This is a genomic window from Microbacterium sp. A93 (assembly GCF_051842835.1).
Genome location: NZ_JBPXMT010000009.1, coordinates 84,417 through 110,160, shown reverse-complemented (window position 1 = coordinate 110,160; position 25,744 = coordinate 84,417). Strand labels below are relative to the sequence as shown.

Sequence of the window (25,744 nt, the reverse complement as noted above, 5' to 3'; positions counted from 1 at the left end):
CTCAGGCGTCGGCCGTGCCGTAGGTCCAGTAGGAGGACAGGGACAGCATCCGCCGGTCCACGCCGCGGTCCTCCGTCAGGTGCCGGCGCAGCCGCTTGACCATGGCCTTCTCCCCATGGACGAAGGCGTGCACGCGGCCGGCCGGCCACTGGTCCGGTGCCAGATCCTGGACCGTGGCGGCCAGTTCCGAGTGGGCCGGCGTGTAGTCCCGGCCGCGGTGTAGCCAGACCACGTCCATGCCCTCCGGCGCGGTCAGTTCCCACTCGTCCTCCGGGCCGCCCACCTCGATGAAGGCCTTCCCGACGGCGGCCGGGGCCTTCTCCGTCAGTTCGGCCAGGGCGGCGGAGATCGCCGGCAGCGCCGATTCGTCGCCGACCAGCAGATGCGCATCCGCCGCGACGTCCGGGGCGTACTTTCCACCGGGTCCGGAGAACGCCACCTTCTCCCCCACCGCCGCCCGCGCGGCCCAGGGTCCGGCCACGCCGGCGTCCCCGTGCAGCAGGAAGTCGATGACGAGGGTCTGTGCCTCGGCGTCCACCGAGTGGGCCGTGTAGGTGCGGCGGACCGGCCTCTGGTGGCGGGGCAGTTCCTTGCGTAGAGCCTGCACGTCATAGGGCGGTTCCAGGCCCAGGGTCGGGTCCACGAGGAGGATCTTCACGTACTTGTCCGTGAAGTGGTTGTCCCGGAAGTCGGCGAACCCCGGACCGCCGAGGGTGAGCCGCTGGAAGCGCTCCCCGATCCGCTCCGTGGCCACCACCTCCAGCACCACCTGACGGCGCTTGACGCGTTCCATCGAGCGGTCCATGGAGTCGCGGGACTCCACCGGTCCCAGCGTCCCGCGCCCCTGCCTCTCGCGCCCGCTCCGGCCGCCATCGGAGCCGGCCGGACCGCGCATCCGGGCCGCCTTCAGCGCATACTTGGCGGCCTTGTACTCGTACTTCGCGACCTCGTAGTCCTGCCGGGCCGCCAGGTACCGCTCGTAGGCCTCCTGCTCGGCCGGATCGGCTCCGCCGGTCTGGTCGCGGGGGCGCCCGTGGTGGCTGCCGTGGTGGTGTCCCATCGGAACTCCTTCTGTTGGCCCGGCTTCTGTCAGCCCGGCCGGCGGGGCCGGCGGGGCCGGCGTCGGGATTGGAACCAGCGTAGGTGCGCGTCGGTGTCCCGGGCTCAGGCCCCGGGGAAGATCTGCCCGATGGGCTCGCTCTTCTCGGCCTGGAACGCCTCCTCGGCACGCCCGTAAGCCCAGTACGCGGACAGGGACATGCTCTTCCGGTCCACGCCGCGGACATCGGCGAGGTACCGGCGCAGGTCCTTGACCATCTCCCGCTCCCCATGGGCGAACACCTGGACGGAGCCCTCGCGCCACGGCGTCTCGATGACCGTGTGCGCCAAGGTGGTGGACTCCGGGCTGAAGATGTCGCCGCGGTGCAGCCACTGCACCTCGATGCCCTCCGGTGTGCTCAGCGGGATCTCGTCCTCGGGCCCGGCGACCTCGATGATCGCGATCCCCGTGGCCTGCGCGGGCATCGCCTCCAGAGCCGAGGAGATCGCGGGAATGGCGGATTCGTCCCCGGCGAGCAGGTACCAGTCCACGTCCGGGTCGGGGAGGAACATCCCACCCGGCCCGCCGAAGGTCACCGGGTCACCGACCTGGGCGTTGGCCGCCCAGGGGCCGGCCAAGCCGCCCTCGCCGTGCACCACGAAGTCCACGTCCAGGGTGCCGGCGGCGTGGTCCACCGACCGCACGGTGTACGTGCGGCGCACCGGCATCTGTTCCGGAGACAGGGTCTCGCGGAGCTCCTCCATGTCATAGGGCATCGTCAGGCCCAGGGCCGGGTCCGCGAACATCAGCTTGATGTACTTGTCCGTGGCGTCCCGGTCCTGATAATCGGAGAACCCCTCCCCGCCGAGGGTCAACCGGACCAGATGTGGGCTCAGCCGCCGGGTGGCCACCACCTCCAGCAGCACCGGCGGCTTGGGCTGGCGCGGCGGGCGGGTACGTGATGGGACAGGCGCTGACATGCGGACCTCTTTCGGGTGGACTGCACAGTTCATTCGACATTACGTCATTTACTGCTGACGCAATACTCCGGCTACCTCCCGCGTCCTCACCCCGCAGGGCGGCGGCTAGCCCCGGCCGCCCTCGACCCACGCCGCGATCTGGGCCCGGGAGGTGAAATCGAGCTTGGACAGGATGCGTTCCACGTGCCCGTCGATCGTCCGGGGTGAGACCACGAGCTTCTGGGCGATCAGCCGGTTGGTCATCCCCTGGGTCACATAGCCGGCCACCTCGTTCTCCTTCGGCGTGAGCGGATTGGGGACCTCGTCCCTTCGGTCTGGATCAGAACCGAACGACGGCGGCGGGTCGCCCAGCGCGATCGCGATCACCTGCTCGGCCGTGGCAACGGACGCCTCCCGCAGGGCGTTGGAGGGCTTCCCGGCACGCCGTGGCGGACGGCCGCGGACGGCCTGGGATTCCAGCTGCGGCCCGAACGCCGAGATGTCGGTACCCAGAGAGCGCCACATGGACCCCGCCGCCGCAGACAGCACCTCGGCCCGTTCGGAGCGCACGCCCCCGGCATCGGCCTGTTCAACCCAGGAGAGCAGGTCCGTCACCAGGGCGATGGTGATGGTGTCGTGGAAGATCCGCTGGACCGCCAGGGCGGCCATCCCGGCCACCCGGGCCTCGGCCAGATCGCCCTGATGCCAGTGACACAGGCCGCAGACCCAGTGCGCGTACCCGGTGGACCAGAGCTCACCGTGGGACTGGGCGGTGGCCAGGGCATCGTGGCAGGTGGCCAGGGAGGACCCCGGGTCACCGTTCATCACCTGAGCCATCCCCAGCTGGAACTGCGAGGTCAGCTGGTCCCCGACCAGGCCCCGTGCGCGGAACTCTTCCACGGCCCGGAGGTAGAGGGCGATCGCCTCGTCCAGTTCGCCGCGGAACATGTGCACGTTGGCGGTCCAGGTCCGCACGTGGTTGGCCAGCTCCGCGTCCCCGAGGGCGGTGGCGAGTACCCGCGCCTCGTCCAGGGAGGCCGCGGCCGCGTGGGTGTCGCCCTGGATGAGTGCCACCCAGGCGAGCACGGTGAGCGCGAAGCCGCGCTCCGGCGTCGTGGTCTCTCCGTGCCCCCCGGCCCGGGCGAGCACGCGGTCCAGCCATTCACGGCCATCGGCCAGGAACCCGCCGGCGATCCAGTGGTACTTCAGGAAGGCGCCGAGCTTCAGGGCCGCCGGTTCCTCCCCCGGGGTGGACAGGGACCAGTCAAGGGCGGAGAGCAGATTGGCGTGGTCATCGCGGGAGCGACCGAGATAGCTGGCCTGATCGGGCCCGGCCCAGTCCTCGACCATCCTCACGGCCCGCTCCAGGTAGTGGTCCCGGTGCCGACGGCGCAGACGGTCCGTCTCGGTGGCGCCCCCGCCTGCCGGGCGCTCATCCACCAGCCGTTCCGCCGCGAACTCGCGCACCGTCATCAGCTGCAGGTAGCGCATCCGGGTGGCCGACCGCTTGGTCTGCACCACCGACTTCGCCACGAGCCGGTCCAGGACGTCCAACACCTGTCCGGACTCCAGGCCGTCCCCGCTGCAGATGTCCTCGGCCGCCTCGAGGTCGAAGCCACCCTGGAACACGGAGAGCCGCTTCCACAGCAACTGCTCCTCCGCGGCGCACAGCTGATAACTCCAGTCGATCAGTGACTCGAGGGTCCGCTGCCGCGGCACCGATCCCCGGTCGCCGCGGTTGAGCAGGGTGAAACGCTGGTCGAGACGATCGGCCAGCTCGTGGATGCTGAGCGAGCGCAACCGGGTGGCCGCCAGCTCGATAGCCAGTGGCATGCCGTCCAGCTGGGTGCAGATCCGGGCCACGGCCTCCTGGTTGTCCTCGGTGACGGCGAAGCCTGCGTCCACGGTCCGTGCCCGGTCGACGAGCAGGATCACCGATTCGAGCCGTCCCAGGCTCAGCGCATCGATCCCGAAGTCCTCACCGGGAACGGCCAGGGGCGGGACCTCGGTGATGAACTCTCCGGCCAACCCGAGCTGTTCCCGGCCGGTGGCCAGGACACTGACCCCCGGTGCCTCGGCGAGGATCTGCTGGACCAGCTCCACCGTGTCCGCGAGGACGTGTTCGCAGTTGTCCAGGACCATCAGGAGCTCGCGGTCCCGCAGGAAGTCCAGGACACGGTCGGTCGCCGCCCGGGCGGACTGGTCCGGTACCTGCAGGGACGAGGCCACAGCGGGGGCGACGGCGGCACCGGCCGGCAGGTTGGCCAGCTCGACGAAGTAGACGCCGTCCCGGAACGACTTGCGGGCCCGGTGGGCGAGCTCGGCCGCCAGCCGGGACTTGCCGATACCGCCCGGCCCCGTCAACGTCACGAGACGCGACTGGGCCATCCGTTCCCTGGCCTGCGCCAGCTCGCCGCGGCGACCGATGAAACTGGTCAGTGCGGTCAATCCGGTCACAGCACCGTTGCCCGCTTTAGTCACGACCATGGACCGATTCCCTTCGCCGCCACCACCGATGGTGGGCCACACCCTACGGGTACTGCAACGCGTAATTCCACCCGTAGGCGCCCGGATATTCCCGGCGTCTGCCGCAACCCCCTCCGGCCGGCCTCCCGACGGGTGGCACGCGGGCGTGATGCCCGGGCACAGGCGGGTGGCCACCGGGCACAGGCGGGTAGCCAAGGGGGTAGTTCTCACGGTGTGGGCCCGCCGGAAACACGCCATTGTTGAATCACCGCTCGTGACACCCGTCCGACCGGTCAACACCCACCGGCAGCAGCCAATGCCAGACGGCAGTTCAGGGGAAGTCCATGACCAGCGTGAACCTTGTGGAAGCCACCGAAGTCCTCACGGATCGGATCCTCAGCGCCTACGAGGACGTTCTCCTGGAAGCGGGATACGACCCCACCGATGACCGGCCAGCGGCCTTCAGCCCCGTGATGGCGGAGGCCGTCCTCGAGACCGAAGAGGTCCACGTCAGCGCGCCGACGAGGCGCTATGCCGCAGAGGCCTCGGCGGCCGAGGCCAGATACCACGAGGCCCTGCTCCTGGGCCGCAACCGCACGGCTGCACTGGACGGCTAACCCGCCCCACAGATTCCGCCGGGCCGGTCAGAGGCACCAGCCCCCGGCCCGGCGGAGACCACTCAAGCCCCTGCTGGTTCCCCTCAATGCCCTGCTGGTTCCCCCGCGCCGGGCTCGCGCAGGGTCTCCGGCGCCGGGAACGGCAGGTGGAAGACCTCGGCCCGGGCGCCCACCGCCGAGGCGGAGCCGTACTCGTCGGCCACGACCACGATGCCGTCCGGACCGGCCTGGCTGATCTGCACGGGACGCTCACCGCCCTCGGATCGGCGCAACAGGTGGGGTCCGGCGAGGAAGGCCAGGCCTCGGTCCTCGAGTGCCTCCTCCGCCTCGAGCCAGTCCACCGGCCCGCCCACCGGGCGGCCGAGGAGGTCCATGGGACGGAACCGGCCGTCGTCGGGCACGATCCATCCGACGGGTTCACCGTCCTCGCGGCGGTGTTCGATCCAGTCCTCGGGCAGCGTCATGCGGCCGAGGGTAGCATCGTGTGGCCCGCCCCCGCCGGCCACCGCGTGACGAACGCCTCAGACCCCACCCCAGGATCGGATGCGCCATCCGCCCGGGAATACCGGCACACTGTACGAGGTTGGAGTACCGGAGCCCACCGGCTCCCGCTTGCATTTTTCAGAGAGGAACGCCGTGTCCGCATCGGCTGCCGAGAACCCCCCGAAGACCCCCACGCCGGCAGGGCCTGCCGTCCCCGCCGGCGCCACGCGGGTGATCGCCCTGCTCGTGGTCGCCGCCTTCGTGGTGATCCTGAACGAGACCGTCATGTCCGTGGCCCTACCGGAACTGATGCGTGACTTCGCCATCAGCGCCTCCACCGCGCAGTGGATCACCACCGCCTTCATGCTGACCATGGCCGCCGTCATCCCGGTCAGCGGGTACCTGCTGACCCGGTTGCCGCTGCGCACGGTGTTCACCGTGGCGATGGTGAGCTTCCTGCTGGGCACGCTGCTGGCCGGGCTGGCGCCCACGTTCCTGGTCCTCGTGGCCGGCCGAGTGGTCCAGGCGGTCGGTACCGCCATCATGATGCCGCTGCTGTTCACCACGGTGCTCAACCTCGTGCCCGCCAATCGCCGTGGCCGCACCATGGGCGTGATCTCCATCGTCATCGCGGTGGCCCCGGCCACCGGGCCCACCCTCGGCGGCGTCATCCTCGACGCCCTGGACTGGCGCTGGATGTTCTGGGTCATGCTGCCGATCGCCGGGATCACCCTCGCCCTCGGGGCGGCCCTGATCCGCAACGTCACCGAGACCCGCGAGCTGCCGCTGGACGTCTTCTCCGTGATCCTGGCGGCCCTCGGCTTCGCCGGGCTGGTCTTCGGCCTGAGCAGCATCGGCTCCGCCGCGGAGGGCAGCGCCCTGGTGTCCCCGTGGATCCCGCTGGTGGTGGGCCTGCTGTCCCTGGCCGTGTTCACGTGGCGCCAGCTCGCGCTGCGGGACCACGCCCTGCTAGACGTCCGGGCCTTCGGTACCCCCACCTTCACGATCTCCCTGGTCATGATGTGCATCGGGATGATGGGCATGTTCGGCACCCTGATCGTGCTGCCGATCTACCTGCAGTCCGTGCTGGGCCTGGACGCCATGCACACCGGCCTGACGCTGCTGCCCGGCGGCCTGCTGATGGGTGTCATGGGCCTGATCGTCGGCCGGCTCTTCGACCGGGTGGGCGCCCGCCCCCTCGTGATCCCGGGTACCGCCGTGGTGGCCACCGCCCTGTGGGGCATGACCACCCTGACCGCGGACAGCGCCCAGAGCACGGTCATCGCCTGGCACATGCTGCTCAACGGCGGACTGTCCTTCATGTTCTCCCCGCTCATGACGGCGGCCCTCGGGTCCCTGCCCCGCCGGTTGTACTCGCACGGCTCGGCCATCATGTCCACGTTGCAGCAGGTGGCCGGCGCGGCCGGCACGGCGGTGTTCATCACGGTGATGACGACGGCGACCCTCGCCGGGGCGTCCAGCGGCGGCGAGTCCGGGGCGGGCCTGATGACGGGCATCCACAACGCCATGGTCTGGGGCGCCGTGATCTCCCTAGTGGCCTTCGCCGGATCCTTCTTCGTGACGTCCGTCCCGGCCGACGAGGAACCGGATGTGCTGGTCGGAGAGCGCGCGCCGGAGGACGCCCCCGTCCACTGACCCCACCCCGCAGCTGGAGGTTAGTGGCGGTCCAGGTCGTACTGGGCCGCCAGCCGCACGGGTGCGGAGCCGGCGCCGTAGCCGTCATAGCCGCTGCGGCGCTCGACCACCTCGAAGAACACGGTGCCCACCGTCCGGGTGTAGAAGTGCAGGAACTCCCCGCCCTCGTCCCGGTCATACATGACATCGTTCTGCTGCATCTCGGCGAGGAAGTCCTCGTCCAGCTCGAAGCGGCCGGCCAGGTCCTCGTAGTAGTTGGAGGGCACCGGCAGCATCCGCAGGCCGCGGCCACGGGCCCGCCGCGCCACCTCGATGGCATCCGTGGCCAGAAACGCCACGTGCTGCGGGTACGCGGCCTTCAGGCGCAGCTCGTCACGGTCCACGTGGCCGCTCACGGACCGCGACCCCGCGGAGCGGCCCGGGTCCAGCCCGTGCGGGATCAGGTTCAGTGGGATACGCACCGCACCGTCCGGGGTCCGCATCACCTCGGACCGCACCAGCCCCTGCGGGGACGCCACGTCATTGCTCACCTGCGCGGCGAGCCCGAACAGCGAGCGGTAGAACAACACGCCCTCCTCGAACCACTGCCACGGTTGGGCCAGGTTCACGTGGTCGATCCCGAGGATCAGTCCGTCCCCCTCGCCGACCCCCTCGGTCCCGGTTCCGTACTCCCCGACCCACTGGGGTGCGGCGGAGGACGTCGGCGCCAGGAAGACCTCGGTGCCGTCCGGGGCCTGGACGCCGCGCAGGACCATCTCATCGGCGCGATTGGCGCGCCAGGCCTTCGGGTAGTGCAGCTCGCGGGCGTGGTCGGCGGTGCCACGCGGGTCCGGCACCTGCAGCCCCACGGAGGCGATGACCGAGCCCCCGGCGTGTTCCAGGGGGGCCTCGGCACGGTCGTTGGTGACCACCCGGGCCGCTCCGGCGGAGTACAGGCGCACGTCCTTGGTGCGGTGACGGCCCCGGTCCTCGAAGCCCAGCTGGATCAGCACCTCCGCCAGGTCGGCCGGCTCGGCCGCCCGGACCTCGGTGAAGTCCCAGCCGGTCGGGTGGGACGGGGCGTCCCCGGCCTGGGCGTCATCGAGCCACCGCAGGGACCGCATGGCCTCGCGGGCGGTGCGGACGGACTCGGTCTGGCGGTAGATGTCCGAGAAGACCTCCAGGGACACCGGACCGGTGTAGCCGGTGGCGTAGAGCTCCCGCATGAAGGTGACCAGGTCGAAGCCGCCTTCGCCGGGGAAGTTCCGGTGGTGCCGGGACCAGGACAGCACGTCCAACAGCATGATGGGGGCATCCGCCATCTGGACGAAGAAGATCTTCTCCCCCGGGATGTCCCGGAAGCCGGTGACGTCACCACGGCGGGAGAGGATGTGGAAGGAGTCCAGGCAGATGCCGAGGTTGGGCCGGTCAGCCTGCTTGACCAGGGACCAGGCGTGCTCGTAGGTGTTGACGAAGCGGCCCCAGGCCAGGGCCTCGTAGGCGATCCGGATGCCGTATCCGGCGGCGAGGTCCGCGGCCCGGCCCAGCTGTTCCACCGCCACCGGATCCTCCCAGCTCGTGGCCGTGCCCACGTTGGAGCACAGCAGGATCACGTCCACCCCGAGGCGCCGCATGAGCTGGAACTTGGCCTCGAGGCGGCGCAGGTTCTGCTTGAACTGCTCCTCGGGCACCCCCTCCAGGTCCCGGAACGGCTGGTACAGGTCCAGGGTCAGCCCGAGTTCCTCGGCCAGCTCCCGCACCTGTTCCGGGGAGAGCGGGGAGGCCACCAGGTCCGGCTCGAACACCTCGATCCCGTCGAATCCGGCCTCCGCGGACGCCCGCATCTTCTCCTCCAGCGTGCCGGCCAGGCACACCGTGGCGATCGAGGTCTTGTGCATGCGGGCAGGATACGGCAGGGGACCGGCGGCGGGTTCCGAGGAGGTGGTCTGACTCATGGCTTAACCCTACGTCGGTTCTCAGGCCTGGTGCCGGGCCACGAGTTCCAGGAAGTGTCCGCGCACCCGCTCCGGGTCCGCCTGCCGGCCGGTCATCAGCCCGAAGGCGTCCAGGGCCTGCCCCACGGCCATCCGACCACCGTCCACCACCTGGCAGCCGGCGGCGCGGGCCGCCACCACCAGTTCGGTCTCCACCGGCAGGTAGACCACCTCGGAGACCCACATCTCCGGTCGCAGCCAAGAGGCCTCGATCGGCATCCCGGGGTGGGTGTGCATGCCCACGGGGGTGCAGTGGGCCAACCCGGTGGCGGTGGTGAGCGCCTCCTGCAGTTCGGTATGTGGGCGGGAGTGGACCCTCTGGTCCGGGAACTGCTGCTGCAGGTCCGCGGCCCGGGCGGCGGCGCGCTCGGCGTCCAGGTCGATCAGCGTCAGCTGCTTCGCACCGGCACGCAGCAGGGCGTAGGCGATGGCGGAGCCGGCACCGCCCGCACCCAGCTGCAGGACCTCGCTCAGGTCCGGATCGGCCAGGGCGTTCCCCAGCCCGGTGATGTACCCCGAGAAGTCGGTGTTGTAGCCCACCGAACGGCCCTCACGGAACACCACGGTGTTCACGGCGCCGAGGTTCCTCGCGTCCTCATCCACCTCGTCGAGGTGTTCCATGATGGTCTGCTTGAAGGGGTGGGTGATGTTGAAGGCGTTGAAGCCCAACTTGCGCCCGTACTCCAGCAGCTGCGGCGCCAGATCCTGGGCCGCCTGCCCATCGACGCCGAGTGCGGCCACGTCCACGGGGCGGTAGAGGTAGAGCAATCCGTGTTCGCGCCCCTCCCGCTCATGCATGGGCGGGGTCAGCGAGGCCGTGATCCCGTCCCCGATCAGGCCGACCAGATAGGACTCGTCCACGGTGCTCATGCGTTCCTTCCCTCCGGACCCGCTGCGGGGGCCGGTGCTGCGTCTGTTCCGGGTGCCGTCGACCCATCATCCTCGTAGACGGTCGTCCCGGCCAGGTCCCGGCCGGCGATGTACCCGAAGGTCAGGGCCGGGCCGAGGTTGATGCCGCCGGCGGGGTAGAAGCCCCGCATGATCGAGGCGTGGTCGTTGCCGGCGGTGTAGAGGCCCGGGATCGGCTCGCCGGCGGCATCCACCACGCGGGAGCGGGTGTCCGCCGAGATCCCGGCGAAGGTGCCGAAGGAGCCGGGCCGCACATGCACCGCGTAGAACGGGCCCTTCTCCAACGGGGCCAGCGAGGGGTTCGGCCCGACCTCCGGGTCACCGCCGTAGCGGTTGAAGGCTGTGGCTCCCCGGTCGAACTCGGAGTCCTCACCACGCCGAGCATTCTCGTTGAACTCCCGCACGGTCTTCTCCAGCCCCGCCGGATCGATCCCGCACTGGCGCGCCAGGTCCGCAATCGTGTCCCCCTTCACGAGGTACCCGGTCTTCAGGTAGGGGGTCAGCGGCATCGGGATCGGCTTGGCGAAGCCCAGGGAGTAGCGGCGGATCGCGGTGGAGTCGGCGATCTGCCAGGACTCCACGGCCTCCCCGTCACCCGTGGCGTCCAGCAGACCGCTGACGTAGTCGTGATAGCCGTTGGCCTCGTTGACGAAGCGCGTCCCGTCCCGGCGCACGCCGATGGAGCCGGGCTTGGCGCGGTCCATGATGTGCGGGAAGACGCCGTGCCTGTTGCCCGGGTAGGGCACCAGTGAGACGGGGCACCAGGCGGCCGGGGCCTCCATGTCCGTATCGAACGCCCCGCCCGCGCCCAGCGCCAGGTCCAGGCCGTCTCCCGTGGTCTCCTCCGGGGCCAGGGTCCAGTGCTCGTTGCCCGTGGGAGTCTTCGGGAACAGCTCACGGCGCCGGCCCACGTCGTGGGGGAACCCTCCGGTCGCCAACACCACGCCGCGCTGCGCGCGGACGTACCGGCCGCCGTCGGGCCCTCCGATGATGGCACCGGTGATGCGCCCGCCGGCGGAGCGGACCAGCCGCTGGACCGGGGTGTTGACGCGGAGGTCCACCCCGAGGTCGTCTGCGGACTTCATCAGCCGCCCGGTCAGGGCGGTGCCGTTGACCAGGTGCATCGACCGGCCCTTGGTGGCCATGTCCAGCACGTGCGGGACCACGCGCTTGACCGAGTGGACCCAGCCCTCCGGCTTGAGCTGGGAGGCCTTGAGGAAGGTGGACAGGTCCTTGCCCGCCATGATCCCCATCCCGAAGAAGGACGTGGTGTAGAGCTGGCGGCGCATCTTCTTCAACAGCGCGGGCCCGAACTCGCGGGCGTTGACCGGCTTCGGTCCCACCGATCGGTTGCCGGTACCGGCCCCGGGCAGGTGGCCGTAGATGTCATTGATCTTCGCCCCGGTGACGAACTGCAGGGAGGTCTTGGTGTGGAAGAAGCCGACCATGTGCGGCACGGCCTCGAGGAAGGCCTCGACCTTCTCCCCTGCGGCCTCGGTGTAGCGCTCCCCGAGCACCGCGCGCAGGTAGGCGCGGAACTGCTCGCGGTCCTCGTCCACGCCCTCAGCCCGGGCCAGGGCGGTACCCGGGGTCCAGGCCCAGCCGCCGGACCAGCTCGTGGCACCGCCGCACACGGGTGCCTTCTCCGCGACCATCACGTCCAGGCCGTGATACGCGGCCGTCACCGCGGCCGCGAGCCCGCCGGCGCCGGAGCCGGCCACCAGGACGTCGGTGTCCTCGACCGGGATGCCCAGGGCCAGGGCCTCGTCGTCCGTCAGGGGGTGCTGTTCCAGGGTGCTCATCATCTGGTCCTTGCTGCAGCGGTGGTCTCGGACGGAGTTGCCGCGGTGGCCGCATCAGGGTCCGCTGACGGGGCCCGCGTCGCCTGCTGATCCAGCAGGCGCAGGGCGCAGGAGTGCAGGTGTTCCAACCATCCGGCCTCCCCCAGCCGGGCCACCGCCTCGTCGTTGGGGACCTCCAGAGAGACGGGGAGCTGGGTTCCGGCGCGCGGAGTCGTGGCCAGCCCCGCCTCCAGGGCGGCCACCACCCCGAGCAGGTCCAGCCCGCCCTCCCCCGGAGCCAGCCGTGCCGACCGCGATTCCGCCACCAGGGCGTCCCGGGTGGCGGGGCGCTCGGCCGGGGCGTCGCACAGCTGGACCATCGGCGCTCGGCTCGCGGCCGCGGACAGCTCGGCGGCGGTGGCCCCGAACCGGCCGACGTGCAGGGTGTCCACCACGAGGTCGCAGCCGGCGTGGACCGCGATCTCGTCTGCCACCGGAATGGACCGGACGCTCTGGTAGCTGATCGCCTCCAGCCCCGGGCTGATCCCGTAGGGCTGGCCGTCCTCGGCCATCTGGGCCAGCGTGTCCCGGGCTCGGGCCAGGTCCGGATCCCCGCAGGCCACGGTCAGCGACTCGGCCCCGAGCGCCTGCCCCGCCTCGAACATCCGCATCCACGCGTCCCGCTGGTCCGTTCCGTCCAGCAGCAGGAACTCGATATCGCGGACCCCCACGCCGGTATCCGCCATCCGGGAGAGGGTCTCGACCAGCATCGGAGAGCCGGGCTGGACGTCGAAGGGGACCTCCGCCGCCGTGACGGGACGTACTCGGACTCCCACGAAGTCGAACCCGGCATCCGCCGCCAGCTGGACCAGCCGGGGCGGGGCTGCGGAGAGGAGGGACAGTTGGGCCACGCCGAGGAGGCGACCGGTGGCGGTGGGCATCAGGTGGGACCGTTCATTCGTCGTTGGAGCAGTGGTGCGGTGGTGCGGTGGTGTTGCATGCCGCAGGGACCTTCCCATGTCATCCCATTCGCACCGGCCGCGCCACACGTGCAACCATTGAATGGGATATACGGTGAAGGGGGTCACACGCCGCATCGGCGGCTCACACGCGAGGCAGGCTGCTGCCGACCATGCCGGACAAGCCCCGGGCGGCGGAGAGCAACACCGGGACCTGGACCCTCAGGTTGACGTCGGAGAGCGTCTGGACGATGGCCACGGCACCCACCACCGCACCGTGGGCGTCCAGCACGGGAGCGGCCAGGCCGGACAGTGAGCCCACCAACACCCCGGGCAGATGGACATAGCCATCCACCCGCGCCTGAGCCAGGCGCCGCCTCAGGTGACCCTCCGTCATCCCTGACTGGAGCGTGCTGGAATCCCAAGGCATGGCCAAGATGCGCTCCCGCACCTCCGGCGGCGAGAATGCCAGCATCACCTGCCCCGGCGAGGCGGCCAGGACCGGCTGCCGCAGCGCCACCTGGGTGAGGTCCTCCCGGGCCCCCCGGTGCGTGAGCCGCTCCAGGTAGATGATCTCCCCCGCCGGCTCGTCCAGGATGGACAGGCTGACGTTGTGCTTCAAGGTGACGTGGATGGCCTCCATGAAGGGCAGCGCCAGTTGGGACAGGGCCTGGAACCGGGACCCACGTTGCCCCGCCTCCCACAGCGCCAGGCCGATCCGGAAGCGCCCGCGCCCCGTTCGGAACAGCAGCCCCGCCTGGGCCATGTCCGAGGCCAGACGGTGGGCGGTGGAGGCGGACAGCCCCGTGCGTGCGGAGAGCTGGGCGGCAGAGAGTTCGGGGTGCTCGGCATCGAAGCTGTCCAGCAGCCGAGCCACCCGGCTGATCACCGATTCGCCGGACGTCGAGTTGGCCATGGGGCCCAGCTTAGACCAGACAACCCATTCAATGGGCTATCTTTTGCCGTCGCCCTCGGCGGGAGGCAGTCTTCAGTGACAGTCGCGTGACCCCCTTCACAACCCTGGGTCGCGCAGGCCATGTGGAGCACCGGCCCCTTTCCCGCCCCTCAGTGGGCGCGCCCGGTCTCCACGCGGAGTGGCCGGAGAACCGTCCCCAACATGGGAGCAACCATGAGCACCACCCACACGGCACACCGTGACACCAGCGGTCAGCTGAATACCCTGTCGCCCGAGGACCGGAAGTACCGTATGGCCCGTGCCAAGCGTGCCGGCTGGTCGGCCTTCCTCGGAGGGGCCCTCGAGTACTACGACTTCTTCGTCTACGCCACGGCGGCCTCGCTGATCTTCCCCCACATCTTCTTCCCGGACACCGGCAGCGACGCCCTCACCCTGGTGGCCTCCTTCGGCACCCTCGGCGTGGCCTACGTGGCCCGCCCCTTCGGCGCCATCATCTTCGGGCACCTGGGTGACCGGGTCGGACGCAAGGCCATCCTGCTGGCCACCCTGATGCTGATGGGCGTCGCCACCTTCCTCATCGGCGTGCTGCCCACGTACCAGCAGATCGGCCTCTGGGCCCCGGCCCTGCTCGTGACGCTCCGCCTGGCCCAGGGCCTGTCCGCCGGCGCGGAGATCGCCGGCGCCTCCGCCCTGAGCACGGAGGAGGCCCCCGTGGGCTTGCGCGGGTTCTTCCCGTCCTTCTCGATCTCCGGCATCGCCGCCGGCATCGTCCTGGCGTCCCTGGCCTTCCTGCCGATCACCGCCATGGACGAGGAGGCCATGCTCAGCTGGGGATGGCGCCTGCCGTTCCTCGCCTCCATCCTCGTCCTCGTCGTGGCGTGGGTCGTCCGCCGCAGCCTGCAGGAGCCCGAGGACTTCCAGGAGACCAAGGACGCCGGCGAACAGGAGAAGGCCCCCTTCCTGGTCATGCTCCGCACCCACCCCGTGCAGTTCGTCCAGATCTCCCTCCTGTCCCTGCAGGTCGTGACCAACACCCTGATGCAGGCCTTCGGACTGTCCTACGCCACCCAGGTGGGCATCGACTCCTCCACCATGCTGTGGGTGACCATCGTCGGCAATATCGTGGCCATCGTGACCACCCCAGCGGCGGCGTACCTCTCGGACAAGATCGGGCGCAAGCCGACCTTCATCGCGGGCACCTCCACCACCGCCGTGATGATCTGGGTGTACTTCAACGCCATCGCCTCGGGCAACATCGCCCTGGTGTTCGTGGCCTCCACCACCATCCTGGGCGTGACCTACGCGCTCTCCAACGCCGTCTACCCGGCCTGGTTCTCCGAGTTGTTCAATGTCAAGGTGCGCTACTCCGGCGTCGCGGTCGGCCTGCAGGTGGGCATCCTGGTCTCCGGCTTCACGCCGATGATCGCCTCCGTCCTGGTGGGTGACAACTACGCGAACTGGGGCCCGGCCGCCTGGCTGGTCTCCGGCGCCACCATCCTGGCGACCCTGGTCGCCCTGACCACCCGGGAGACCTACAAGACGCCACTGGCCGAGCTCGGCAACCCCGTCTCGGACGCCGAGATCGAGGCCGGACTGCACCACGGCTCGAAGTTGACCACACCGGTCTGAGACACTGGCCGCACCACACGCCACACACCACACACCACACGCCACCGAGGACGGGGCCGGACCATCCGGCCCCGTCCTCTCCGGATTCACCGCCGGCCGCGCAGCGGCCCCACCCTCCAGGAGCGATCATGACCCCGTCCACCAGCAAGACCGTCTTCGTGCTCAACGGCCCCAACCTGAACCTCCTGGGACAGCGCGAACCGGAGAAGTACGGCACGGCGACCCTGGACGACGTGCGTGAGCTGTGCGAGGAGACCGCCTCGGGTCTCGGTCTGACGGTGGAGTTCCGGCAGTCGAACCATGAGGGCGTCCTGATCGACTGGATCCAGGAGGCCCGGGCGTCGGGCTCCGGCATCATCCTGAACCCGGCGGGCTACACCACCACCTCGATCGCCATCATGGACGCCCTGCTGGCCGCGGCGCTGCCCGTGATCGAGGTTCACATCACCAACATCCACCGCCGTGAGGAGTTCCGCCACCACTCCTACGTCTCCAAGGTGGCCGAGGCGGTCATTGCCGGTGCGGGAGTCCACGGCTACCGCCTGGCCCTGGAGCACATGGCCCGGCTCGTCCAGGCCTGAGCAGCCCCCCGGCCCGACGCCGGCTCCGCGCCTCCCAGCGCAACGTACCGGCCGCCGTCGGGCCCCAAGAACTGCAGCAGGAGGGGTGGAGGGTCAGCCGCGGATGTCGATCGACTCCGCGGCGCCGCCGCGTCCGCGCCGGCCTGAGCCCGGCCCGGCCTCGGTCACGGTGCCCTCCGCCACCTCGTCCTCGTCGCCTTCGGCGGCGAGCTGACCACAGGCGCCGTCGATCTCCTTGCCCCGGGTGTCCCGCAGCGTGGTGGGGATGCCGGCATCGTTCAACCGGTCGACGAACTCATCCGTCACGTCCGGCTCGGAGGAGGTCCAGATGGACCCGGGGGTCGGGTTCAGCGGGATGGGGTTCACGTGCACCCAGCCGCGGCCGCGGGCGTTGAGCTTCTTGGCCAGCAGGTCTGCCCGCCAGGCGTGGTCGTTCATGTCCTTGATCAGCGCGTACTCGATGGACACGCGCCGGCCGGTCTGCACGAAGTAGTTGTAGGCCGCGTCGATGGCCTCGTCTGCCTTCCACCGCGAGTTCACGGGGATCAGCTCGTCCCGCAGCTCATCATCCGGGGCGTGCAGGGACAGCGCGAAGGTCACGGGGATCCCCTCGGCCGCCAGCTTGTTGATGGCCGGCACCAGCCCCACCGTGGAGACGGTGATGTGCCGGGCAGACATCCCCAGGCCTGCGGGGGCGGGGTCCACCATGCGGCGGATGGAGGCGATCACGCGCTTGTAGTTGGCCAGCGGCTCACCCATGCCCATGAACACGATGTTGGTCACGCGCTCGGCGTTGTGTCCACCGTCCTTGCGCAGCCCGCCCAGTCCGCCCTCGGCGATGACCTCGTTGGCGCGGACCACCTGCTCCACGATCTCCGCCGTGGACATGTTGCGGGTCAGCCCGTTCTGGCCGGTGGCGCAGAAGGGGCAGTTCATGCCGCAGCCGGCCTGGCTGGACACGCACAGCGTCACCCGCCCCGGATAGCGCATCAGGACGGACTCCACCAGTGCGCCGTCGAACAGGCGCCACAGGAACTTGATGGTGTCCCCGTTGTCCGTGGTGAGCCTGCGGACCTCAGTCAGCAGCGGGGGCATCATCTCGCCCACCAGCTGCTCCCGCTGCCCCGCGGGCAGGTCCGTCATCCGCTGCGGGTCCGAGGTGAAGTGCGTGAAGTAGTGGGTGGAGAGCTGCTTGGCCCGGAAACCCGGAAGTCCCATCTCCTTGACCTTGGCCTCGCGCTCGGCCAGCGTCAGGTCCGCCAGGTGGGTCTTCGGCTGCGCCACGCGGGGCTGCTTGAACTGCAGGAGCGGCCGGCCGTCGTCGGCGGTCGGCTGGGTCCATCCCTCCGTCTGCGGGCGGACCTGCGGGCGCTCCGTCTCGGCGGCGGGGTTGGAGAGCATGCGGCCGTCCAGCGGTCCGCCGATGCCCTGCTGCTGCAACCGGGCGCGGTCCTCGGCGATCTGCTTCGCCTCGGTCTCATTGATCAGGCCCCGCTTCGGGCGGTTGAGCTTGAGCTTGCCGTCCCGCGCGTGCTCCAGACGGGCGTCGGCGGGCTCAGCCGAGCGCGCGGCGGTGCTCCGGGAGGTGCGGTCCGGGCGGTGGTCCCCTCCGCGGGGACGAGACGTGTCTGCCATCCCCGCCATTCTCCCATGGGTGTCCAATTCCGGCTCGAGCCGGCCCACCCTCCGCTTTGTGTCGAGTTCGGGTGGGTATTGGTCGGTGGTACCCACCCGAACTCGACTGAAAGTGGGGAGCCGGGGCCCGACGACGGCCGGCCGGCTACCCCTGGATGGTGCGGTCCCGGCCGGCGAGCCACCCGAAGGCGGCCGCCCCCAGGCCGGAGGCGGCGAAGAGCCACGCGGCGGGGCCGAAGGAGCCGGTGGACGCGAAGATCTGCCCGGTGATGAAGGTGCCGGCCGAGCCCAGGCCGTAGCCAAGCCCCTGCATCATCCCGGAGACGCGGATCGCCATGTGGGAGGTGCTGCTGCGCAGCGTGATCATGGTCAGGGCCAGGGCCGTCAGCGCCCCCTGCCCCACCCCGAGCACCCCGGTCCAGAGCCAGATCCCACCCAGCGGCCCGTGGATGGCGAGGATGAACCCCGTGCCCGTCAGCACGGCCGCGATCACATTGAGCCCGGACTGCGAACGCAGCCGGGCCGCCCACACCGGACCGAACAGGGAGCCCGCCATCTGCAGCACGATCGAGACGGCCACGATCACCCCCGCCGTGCCCCCGTCGATCCCCCGCTCGCGCAGGATGGGCGCCAGCCAGGCGAAGCAGGTGAAGGAGGTCATGGCCTGGCAGACCATCATGCCGGTGATCTGCCAGGCCACGGGCGAGGTCAGCGGGCTGCGCCCGGTGGTCGAGGTGGACACCAGCGCCGTGGAGCGGTGCCGCAGCAGCACCGGCACCAGCAGCACCGCCGCCAGCACCACGGGCACGGCCCAGACACCCAGCGCGAGGTGCCAGGTCCCCAGCGAGCTGTACAGCGGGTAGGTCAGGCCTGCGCCGAAGGCCGCCGAGCCGCAGACCGAGGTGGTGTACAGCCCGCTCATCAGTCCCACGTGGTCGGCGAAGTCCTGCTTGACGATGCTCGGCAGCACCACGTTGCACAGGGCGATCGCGGCTCCCGAGAGCACGGTGCCGGCCAGCAGCGGGACGATCGCGCCGCCGTCGGGCACCGGGACGGCGCGCAGCACCAGGCCGGCCGCCAGCAGCACGAGGGAGCCGCCGAGGACCTGCCAGGTGCCGAAGCGGTGCGCCAGCACCGGGGCGAGCGGGGCGAACAGGCCCAGCAACGTGATCGGCACGGTGGTCAGCAGCGTCACGCCCCACGCCGGCAGCGCCGTGACCGCCATGATCTCCGGCAGGATCGCCGAGAGGCTGGAGAAGAGCGTGCGCAGGTTGAGGGACACCAGGACCACGCAGACCGCTAGGTAGACCCAGGAGCTGGCCGCGGGGCGGGAGCGGGACGTAGGCGAGGTGGTCACCCCAGCATTGTGCCAGCGCCGGCCGGCCCCAGCGTGCGCAGTACCAGCGCCGCGGGCAGGTGCCGCAGCCGGCGCGGCATCACGGGGTACACGGTGCGGACCGCGCCCCACAGCCGGGCCTCCCGCCGCGAGTGGACCCCGTCCCAGTCCAGCCCCAGTTCCGTCCGGATCCGCCCCGGCAACATCCCCGCGGTCACGAACCGCACCATCGGCATCATCCGCCGCAGCCACCAGGGGGCCTGCTCAGCGGCGAACAGGCCCCGGGTGATGTCCCGCGCCTCCTGCGTCACCTCCAGGCGCACGACGGCGGCCTGCCAGTACCGCTGGAAGGCCGCCCGGTCCGGGGGCCAGAGACCGGCCGGCATCCCCAGCAGGGTGCCGAGCACGGCGTAGTCGCGGTAGATCCGCTCGGCGTCCTCGGGGTCCAGCTCGCCCCAGATCCGCCAGCGGGCCTGCTCGGCGGCCCAATAGAGGGTGGCCGTGACCCACAGCTGCGCCTGCGGATCGGCTGCGGAGTAGCTCCGGCCCTCGGCGTCGGCGCCCCGGACCGGGGCGTGCGCGGCGGCCACCCAGGCGGCGATGCGTTCCCGTGCCGGTTCGGCCTCCGGCAGGACGGCGGCGTAGACGAATTGGAGGGTGTGGCGCAGCCGCTTCAGCGGATCGGCGGCGAAGTCGGAGTGGCGGGCCACGCCGGCCCCCACTGGCCGGTGCGCCACCTGCAGCAGGATCGCGGCCCCTGCTCCGGCGAGCACCACGGCCTCCCGGGCCAGGCCCACCGTGGTGGCCGGGGCGGAGCGCGATCGGCCGATCACGGTGACCCGTTGGATCCGGCGTCGCCGCTGGGCCCACCGGACCCTGACGACCTTCCGCGCTCGGGTCCTACCTGCCACCCGCGGTAGGCGGGCCGGCCGTCCGGCTGCCGGGCCGGCGTCGTGCCGGATGCCGTGCCGGACGTCAGCGCCGGGCCCTCCCCCGATTGTCTGGTCCCCTCAGATTCGCCGAATTGGGTTGCCTCGGCTGCCTCCACTGCCGCTTCCTCAACGGCGGCCTCGCGGGCCCGGTCGCCGAGGCCGGCCTCGGTGAGCACGGCGTCGAGGTTGCGGATGAAGACCACGAGCCAGGCGTAGATGACCCCGCCCATGGCGAGCTCGAAGCCGGTGAGGTTGTAGTAACGCAGCGGGAGCCAGAGCAGAGTGGCCATCACGGCGAGGGACAGCATCAGATAGGTGCCCACGTAGACCGCGGCCGGGAAACCGGGCAGCCAGAGCTGGATGGAGGCCAGCAGGACGATGAACACCACGCCGAGGACGCGGATGAAGGTCGAGTGCACGGGGTCGGAGAAGTTGATGGGGACCACGCCGGCGCCCATCATGCACAGTCCGATGATGAACAGGGACCACCGCAACACCCCGATCCGGGCCTTGCGGACCCCCCGCCGGGCGCGGGCGCGGGCCCAGGAGAACAGGTCCTGGGTGATGAAGGAGGACAGGGTGGTCAGCACCAGGCCGGACACGGTGAGCGTGGTGTTGAAGGTCCAGAAGGACAGGATGCCAGCCTGCCCCGTCCCGAGTTCGGAGAAGAACGCATGCCACCAGAACGGGTTCTCCGCCAGCAGCATCGAGACGATCATGCCGGAGGCCATGAACAGCGCCAGCAGGGTGGACAGCGAGCGCGTGGAGATCCGGGCCGAGGAGTTGAACCCCAGGTAGCCGGCCACGGAGCCCGTGAGGATCAGCAGGACGGTGGAGGCGATCCCGTCCACCGTCAGTCCCGTGAAGGACTCCTGGAACAGGCGGAACAGGGCCAGGCAGGCCATCACGGCGATCGAGGCGTGCACCACCACGAGCCCCACCGCGTCCGCCACCATCCAGGCCCAATGGCGCTGGATCATCCACTGGTGCGTGGTGCGGGTGGAGCGGGCCAGCCCCACCAGGCAGGCGAGGCCCGCGGCGACGGCGGTGAGGATGGCGGCGGCGGTGCCCACCGAGAAATCCCCGGACAGCGGCGCGCGGCGCCCCACGAAGACCAGGATCCCGACGGCGGCGCCCGCCACCCCCGCGGCGATCGCCACCCAGATCGCCAGCGACTCGCGGGCCACCGGACTGGTCAGGCGGCGAATCGACAGGAGCCGTGACAGCAGTCCGGAGCCGGCCTCCGGGACGCCCGTCAGGGGCGTACGACCGGTGGCGGCCTGCGGGGTTGCACTGGAGTCCGTCACGTTCGCCGATTCTGGCATGCCCGGAGTAACCCGGGTCGAATCGTGGACGCAGAGGGGTCACATCAGGCACCGACAGGGCGCTGACATGGCGGTCAATGACGACAGGGTGACGCACATCGCAGCCCCGTCCTACCGGGACAATACCGGATCGACTATGATGATTCATGTTCCGTTCACCTGCTGTTCATCTTGCAGGGAGGGCGGACCCGCCGACGAGAGGTCGCCGGGATCAGTGAAGGAGGTGCCCATGACCACCCGTGTCATGACCCAGACAACATCGGCCGCGGCGCAGAGCAGCGTCGACCGGCCCAACGGCCGCCACGCGGCCCTCGCCCCCGCCCCTGCCGGAAACGGCATGAACGGCGCGCTGCCCACCGGGGCCAACCACATCCTGCATGCCCACGTGCTGGGCCGTGCCATCCGGGCCCTGCAGGCGAGGTATGCCGACCTGGAGCCGGACGTGGTCCGCTCCACGGTCAACGCCGCCTACCGCGAGCTGGACCGGACCGCACGGCTGAAGACCTACCTGCCCACCCTGGGCATCCGCCAGGCCGAGGACCACCTGCGCCGGCTGGCCGCACGGCCCGCCGAAGGCGACGTGATGGCCCAGGAGGTTGCGGCCGCCGCCTGACCCACACGCCCCGCGAAGGAGCTGTCATGAACGGGAAGCACGCCCTCCAGGAGGCGTCGCCGCCGAGCGGCCCCGGCACCGCCCCCTCCATCCCGGCTCTGGACCGCCACGTGCTGGAGCGGACCGCCGCCCACCTGCATGAACGCTATGCGCGGGTGGCCGACCGCCCCACCGTGGACCGCATCCTGACCGAGTCCTACCGGGAGATGGACCGGCGGGCCACCGTGAAGGCCTATCTGCCCCTGCTGGCCGGCAACTTCGCGGACAGCCAGCTGCGCTCCCTCGGCATCGCCCAGGGCATCATCGAGTCGCCGCTGCCCCGCGTCCTGTTCATCGACGACGTCAACGCCGGGCGCTCACAGATGGCCGCCTCCCTACTGCTCAAGCACTCCGCCGGGTGCATCACCGCCCGCTCCGCCGGCCTGGTGCCCGCTGGACACCTGCACGAGGACGCCGTGGCCGTCATGACGGAGATCGGCATCCCGCTGGCCGATGCATATCCCAAGCCCCTCTCCCAGGACGTGCACCGGGCCGCCCAGTACGTGGTGACCTTCGCCTGCGCCAAGCAGGTGGAGCAGCTGCCCGGTCAGGACGTCCGGGACTGGGACATCCCCAGCTTCGTGGGCCGATCCCTGGAGGACATCCGTGCCATGCGCGATGACCTCGAGAGCCGGGTCCTGGGGCTGATGCGGGAGTTGGGTGTCCGGCCCGCCGATCCCGGCGAACCCCGGGCGACACCGATACCCCCCATGGGTACTTGATCCGATACCCATAGGGGGTATATGGTTCAGGCATGAGCACGGACATCACCGACCAGCCTGAGTCCACGGACGAGCACGCCCACCATGGGTACAGCCCGAACAAGGATGCCTATCTCAAGCGCCTGCGCCGCGTCGAGGGGCAGGTCCGCGGCATCTCCCGGATGGTGGATGAGGACCAGTACTGCATCGACATCCTCACGCAGGTGGCGGCCGCCACGAAGGCGTTGCACGCCGTCAGCCTCGGGCTGCTGGAAGACCACATGGGTCACTGCGTGGCCGATGCCGCCCGCGAGTCCCGGGAGACGGGCAACGACGAGGCCGTCCAGGCCAAGGTCGCCGAGGCCACGGCGGCCATCGCGCGCCTCATGCGCTGACGCCCCGTCCCAGATCACCATCACCATGTCCACCCTGACTCCCAGGAGAACCGCCATGAGCACCATCGACATCAAGATCAACGGCATGACCTGCAACCACTGCGTCGCCAGCGTCACCGAGGAACTGCAGGAACTGCCCGGCGTCACGGCGGTGGAGGTCAAACTCGTGGCCGGTGGGACCTCCATGGCCACCGTGACCACCGGAACAGGCACCGTCGCCCCCGAAGACCTGCAGGCAGCCGTCGAGGAAGCCGGTTACGCCATCGCGACCCCTGGGCTGGACTTGGCCTGAGCCCCGACTCGGGCTCCAGCCCGAGCTACGGACCAGCAGGACGAACAGCACCCACGGGGCAGAGACCACAGACAGGACGGACCATGAACACCGCCGCACAGGACACCTCCGAGCCCCTCGAGTCCGCCCGGAGGGTGGACCTGGACATCACGGGCATGACGTGTGCCTCCTGCGTTGGCCGGGTGGAGCGCAAGCTCGGCAAGATCGACGGGGTGACGGCCACCGTCAACCTGCCTCTGGAGTCCGCTGCGGTGATGGCCCCCTCCTCCATCACGGACGAGGAGATCCTCGCGGCCGTGGACCGGGCCGGCTACACCGCCTCCCTGCGCCGTCCGGCAGCCTCCCCGGCACAGGGTGACGCATCCACGTCACCGCGGCGGGGGCCGGGTCACCTTGCGCCCGGGGAGGGTGACTCCGAGCGGCCCGGTGACCACGTCCATCACGCCGATCACACCGATCACACCGATCACGCAGCCCCTGACGACCAGATGAACCACGGGCCCACCGGGGACGTGATCAGGCCCCGGCTCATCGTCGCCGCGATCCTCACCCTCCCGCTGTTCCTGATCTCGATGTTCCCGGTCCTGCAGTTCCCCCACTGGGGCTGGGTGGCCCTCATCCTGGCCACGCCGGTGACCTTCTGGTCCGCCTGGCCGTTCCACACCGCCGCGTTCAAGGCGGCACGCCACGGCTCCTCCACCATGGACACCCTGATCTCGCTCGGTGTGCTGGCTGCCTGGGCCTTCTCCACGGTCGAACTCCTACTCGACCCGGCCATGACCGCGCACGCCGGCGCCGCCCTGGGCGCCGGGGACATGGCCTCGATGGCCGATCACCAGATCTACTTCGAGACGGCCGGCGTGGTCACCACGTTCCTGCTGCTGGGCCGCTGGCTGGAGGCCCGCGCCAAGAAGCAGGCCGGCCACGCCCTGAAGGCGCTGCTGGACCTCGGCGCCAAGACCGCCACCGTGCTGCGCGACGGGGTGGAGTCCACCGTCCTCGCCGCCGATCTGGTCCCGGGCGACGAGTTCGTGGTCCGCCCCGGCGAGAAGGTCGCCACGGACGGCTTCGTCATCTCCGGCCACTCGGCCGTGGACACCTCCCTGATCACAGGCGAATCGGTCCCCGAGGAGATCGGCCCGGAGGACACCGTCACCGGCGCCACCGTGAACACCTCCGGCCGGCTGCTGGTCCGGGCCACCCGCACGGGCTCGGACACCACGCTCGCCCAGATGGGCCGCCTCGTCTCCGACGCCCAGACCGGCAAGGCCCCGATCGCGCGCTTGGCGGACCGCATCTCGGCGGTCTTCGTGCCGATCGTCCTGGTCATCGCGGTGCTCACCTTCGTGGCGTGGATGGTCTTCTCCGGTGGCGACCTGCACGCGGCCTTCCGCGCCGCCGTCGCCGTGTTGGTCATCGCCTGCCCCTGTGCGCTGGGTCTGGCCACGCCCGTCGGCCTGCTGGCCGGCACCGGCCGCGCCTCCCAGCTCGGCATCCTCATCCGCGGCCCCGAAGTCCTCGAGGACACCCGCACCGTGGACACCATCGTGCTGGACAAGACCGGCACCGTCACCGCCGGTGACCTCGCCGTCACCTCGGTGACGCCGCTGGGGGAGCAGATTAACGGGCACGACGCCGGCCGCCTCCTGGCGCTGGCCGGTGCGGTCGAATCCCACTCGGAGCACCCGATCGCCACGGCGATCGTGGACGCGGCCCGTGCGGGCTCGGCCACGGGCCGGATCCCTGAGGTCATCGGCTTCAGCTCGGCCGCCGGCGGGGGCGTGCGCGGCACCGTCGAGGAGCACACCGTGGCAGCGGGCCGCTCCAGCTACATCGTCACGCAGCTGGACTCCGGGGCGCTGACCGCTGCCGAGCAGCAGCAGCTCGCCGAAGCCGAGGACGCCGGTGCCACCGCGATCTGGGTAGCTGTGGACGGCCGGATCGCCGGGATCATCTCGCTGCAGGACACCATCAAAGAGTCCTCGGCCCCGGCCATCGCCGAGTTCACGCGCCTGGGCCTGCGCCCGATCCTGTTGACAGGGGACAACGCCGCCGTGGCCGCCCAGGTGGCGGCCGCCGTCAGGATCTCCCCGGAGGACGTCTTCGCCGGGGTGCGCCCCGAGGAGAAGGTGGCGAAGGTGACCGAGCTCCAACAGGCCGGGCACGTGGTGGCCATGGTGGGCGACGGCGTGAACGACGCCCCGGCGCTGGCCCAGGCGGATCTCGGGATCGCCATGGGTTCCGGTACGGACGTGGCCCGCGAGGCCGCGGACATCACCGTGATGGGCTCCTCGCTGGGTCAGGTGGTGCAGGCCGTGCAGCTGAGCCGCAAGACCCTGGGGATCATCAAGTCGAACCTGTTCTGGGCCTTCGCCTACAACACGCTCGGCATCCCGGTGGCCGCCCTCGGCCTGCTCAACCCGATGGTCGCCGGCGCCGCCATGGCCGCCAGCTCCGTGCTGGTGGTGGCGAACTCGCTGCGGCTGACGCGGTTCGGACGCTGACCAC

Annotated in this window: 22 protein-coding genes; 9 read left to right on the top strand and 13 right to left on the bottom strand. The window is 70.6% G+C overall.

The features are described from left to right. Position 1: 1 nt before the first annotated feature. The 3 genes from ACSU1G_RS21725 to ACSU1G_RS21715 form a co-directional block, all read right to left on the bottom strand. Positions 2–1,060: a siderophore-interacting protein gene (locus ACSU1G_RS21725; RefSeq protein ID WP_439282105.1), complete on the bottom strand. Its 1,059-nt coding sequence runs from the start codon at positions 1,058–1,060 to the stop codon at positions 2–4. Between the two features lie 104 nt (positions 1,061–1,164). Next, a complete protein-coding gene (locus ACSU1G_RS21720) occupies positions 1,165–2,019 on the bottom strand; it encodes a siderophore-interacting protein (RefSeq protein ID WP_439282104.1) in 855 nt (284 codons plus the stop codon). 105 nt (positions 2,020–2,124) lie between these two features. Further along, complete coding sequence (locus tag ACSU1G_RS21715) at positions 2,125–4,485, bottom strand: helix-turn-helix transcriptional regulator (protein WP_439282103.1); 2,361 nt, start codon at positions 4,483–4,485, stop codon at positions 2,125–2,127. A 323-nt stretch (positions 4,486–4,808) separates the two neighbouring features. On the opposite strand from ACSU1G_RS21715, the gene ACSU1G_RS21710 reads away from it, so the two are divergent. Then, positions 4,809–5,081: a hypothetical protein gene (locus ACSU1G_RS21710; RefSeq protein ID WP_439282102.1), complete on the top strand. Its 273-nt coding sequence runs from the start codon at positions 4,809–4,811 to the stop codon at positions 5,079–5,081. A gap of 83 nt (positions 5,082–5,164) precedes the next feature. Here ACSU1G_RS21710 and ACSU1G_RS21705 read toward each other — a convergent pair whose 3' ends face one another. Further along, positions 5,165–5,545, bottom strand: a complete 381-nt coding sequence (locus tag ACSU1G_RS21705; RefSeq protein ID WP_439282101.1) for a hypothetical protein — start codon at positions 5,543–5,545, stop codon at positions 5,165–5,167. A gap of 172 nt (positions 5,546–5,717) precedes the next feature. Between ACSU1G_RS21705 and ACSU1G_RS21700 the strand changes: the two genes are divergently transcribed. Continuing rightward, positions 5,718–7,220, top strand: a complete 1,503-nt coding sequence (locus ACSU1G_RS21700) for an MDR family MFS transporter (RefSeq protein WP_439282100.1) — start codon at positions 5,718–5,720, stop codon at positions 7,218–7,220. 20 nt (positions 7,221–7,240) lie between these two features. Here the strand turns inward: ACSU1G_RS21700 and ACSU1G_RS21695 are convergent, their stop codons facing one another. The 5 genes from ACSU1G_RS21695 to ACSU1G_RS21675 all read right to left on the bottom strand — a co-directional run bounded on the left by ACSU1G_RS21695 (position 7,241) and on the right by ACSU1G_RS21675 (position 13,758). Further along, positions 7,241–9,154: a TIM barrel protein gene (locus ACSU1G_RS21695; RefSeq protein ID WP_439282099.1), complete on the bottom strand. Its 1,914-nt coding sequence runs from the start codon at positions 9,152–9,154 to the stop codon at positions 7,241–7,243. Positions 9,155–9,175: 21 nt separating this feature from the next. After that, positions 9,176–10,063, bottom strand: coding sequence for a shikimate dehydrogenase (locus ACSU1G_RS21690; RefSeq protein WP_439282098.1), 888 nt, complete (start codon positions 10,061–10,063; stop codon positions 9,176–9,178). Beyond that, positions 10,060–11,904, bottom strand: coding sequence for an FAD-dependent oxidoreductase (locus tag ACSU1G_RS21685; RefSeq protein WP_439282097.1), 1,845 nt, complete (start codon positions 11,902–11,904; stop codon positions 10,060–10,062). The genes ACSU1G_RS21690 and ACSU1G_RS21685 overlap by 4 nt, the downstream gene beginning before the upstream one ends. Then, the gene (locus ACSU1G_RS21680) at positions 11,904–12,824 is read right to left on the bottom strand and encodes a sugar phosphate isomerase/epimerase family protein (RefSeq protein ID WP_439282096.1); all 921 of its coding nucleotides are present in this window, start codon (positions 12,822–12,824) and stop codon (positions 11,904–11,906) included. The genes ACSU1G_RS21685 and ACSU1G_RS21680 overlap by 1 nt, the downstream gene beginning before the upstream one ends. Positions 12,825–12,987: 163 nt before the next feature. After that, a complete protein-coding gene (locus tag ACSU1G_RS21675) occupies positions 12,988–13,758 on the bottom strand; it encodes an IclR family transcriptional regulator (RefSeq protein ID WP_439282095.1) in 771 nt (256 codons plus the stop codon). A 213-nt stretch (positions 13,759–13,971) separates the two neighbouring features. Between ACSU1G_RS21675 and ACSU1G_RS21670 the strand changes: the two genes are divergently transcribed. After that, the gene (locus ACSU1G_RS21670) at positions 13,972–15,387 is read left to right on the top strand and encodes an MFS transporter (RefSeq protein ID WP_439282094.1); all 1,416 of its coding nucleotides are present in this window, start codon (positions 13,972–13,974) and stop codon (positions 15,385–15,387) included. 128 nt (positions 15,388–15,515) lie between these two features. Beyond that, positions 15,516–15,968, top strand: a complete 453-nt coding sequence (aroQ, locus tag ACSU1G_RS21665; RefSeq protein ID WP_439282093.1) for a type II 3-dehydroquinate dehydratase — start codon at positions 15,516–15,518, stop codon at positions 15,966–15,968. Between the two features lie 93 nt (positions 15,969–16,061). Here aroQ and rlmN read toward each other — a convergent pair whose 3' ends face one another. From rlmN to ACSU1G_RS21645, 4 genes are all read right to left on the bottom strand, one after another. Then, entirely contained in the window at positions 16,062–17,369 is a 1,308-nt protein-coding gene (gene rlmN, locus ACSU1G_RS21660; RefSeq protein WP_439282340.1) for a 23S rRNA (adenine(2503)-C(2))-methyltransferase RlmN, read from the bottom strand. Positions 17,370–17,748: 379 nt separating this feature from the next. Then, the gene (locus ACSU1G_RS21655; protein ID WP_439282092.1) at positions 17,749–18,960 is read right to left on the bottom strand and encodes an MFS transporter; all 1,212 of its coding nucleotides are present in this window, start codon (positions 18,958–18,960) and stop codon (positions 17,749–17,751) included. Next, positions 18,957–19,772, bottom strand: a complete 816-nt coding sequence (locus ACSU1G_RS21650; protein ID WP_439282091.1) for an oxygenase MpaB family protein — start codon at positions 19,770–19,772, stop codon at positions 18,957–18,959. The genes ACSU1G_RS21655 and ACSU1G_RS21650 overlap by 4 nt, the downstream gene beginning before the upstream one ends. Further along, positions 19,769–21,196, bottom strand: coding sequence for a hypothetical protein (locus tag ACSU1G_RS21645; protein ID WP_439282090.1), 1,428 nt, complete (start codon positions 21,194–21,196; stop codon positions 19,769–19,771). The genes ACSU1G_RS21650 and ACSU1G_RS21645 overlap by 4 nt, the downstream gene beginning before the upstream one ends. Positions 21,197–21,425: 229 nt before the next feature. Here ACSU1G_RS21645 and ACSU1G_RS21640 point away from each other — a divergent pair, with 229 nt between their 5' ends. The 5 genes from ACSU1G_RS21640 (at position 21,426) to ACSU1G_RS21620 (ending at position 25,740) form a co-directional block, all read left to right on the top strand. Then, positions 21,426–21,809: a three-helix bundle dimerization domain-containing protein gene (locus ACSU1G_RS21640; RefSeq protein WP_439282089.1), complete on the top strand. Its 384-nt coding sequence runs from the start codon at positions 21,426–21,428 to the stop codon at positions 21,807–21,809. A 26-nt stretch (positions 21,810–21,835) separates the two neighbouring features. Next, positions 21,836–22,570 carry a low molecular weight phosphatase family protein gene (locus ACSU1G_RS21635; RefSeq protein ID WP_439282088.1) on the top strand — a complete coding sequence of 245 codons (735 nt, stop codon included), beginning with the start codon at positions 21,836–21,838 and terminating at the stop codon, positions 22,568–22,570. A gap of 32 nt (positions 22,571–22,602) precedes the next feature. Further along, complete coding sequence (locus ACSU1G_RS21630; RefSeq protein WP_439282087.1) at positions 22,603–22,944, top strand: metal-sensitive transcriptional regulator; 342 nt, start codon at positions 22,603–22,605, stop codon at positions 22,942–22,944. Positions 22,945–22,999: 55 nt separating this feature from the next. Beyond that, on the top strand, positions 23,000–23,236 hold the full coding sequence (locus tag ACSU1G_RS21625; protein WP_439282086.1) for a heavy-metal-associated domain-containing protein: 237 nt from the start codon (positions 23,000–23,002) through the stop codon (positions 23,234–23,236). Between the two features lie 83 nt (positions 23,237–23,319). After that, the gene (locus ACSU1G_RS21620) at positions 23,320–25,740 is read left to right on the top strand and encodes a heavy metal translocating P-type ATPase (RefSeq protein WP_439282085.1); all 2,421 of its coding nucleotides are present in this window, start codon (positions 23,320–23,322) and stop codon (positions 25,738–25,740) included. Positions 25,741–25,744: the final 4 nt, after the last annotated feature.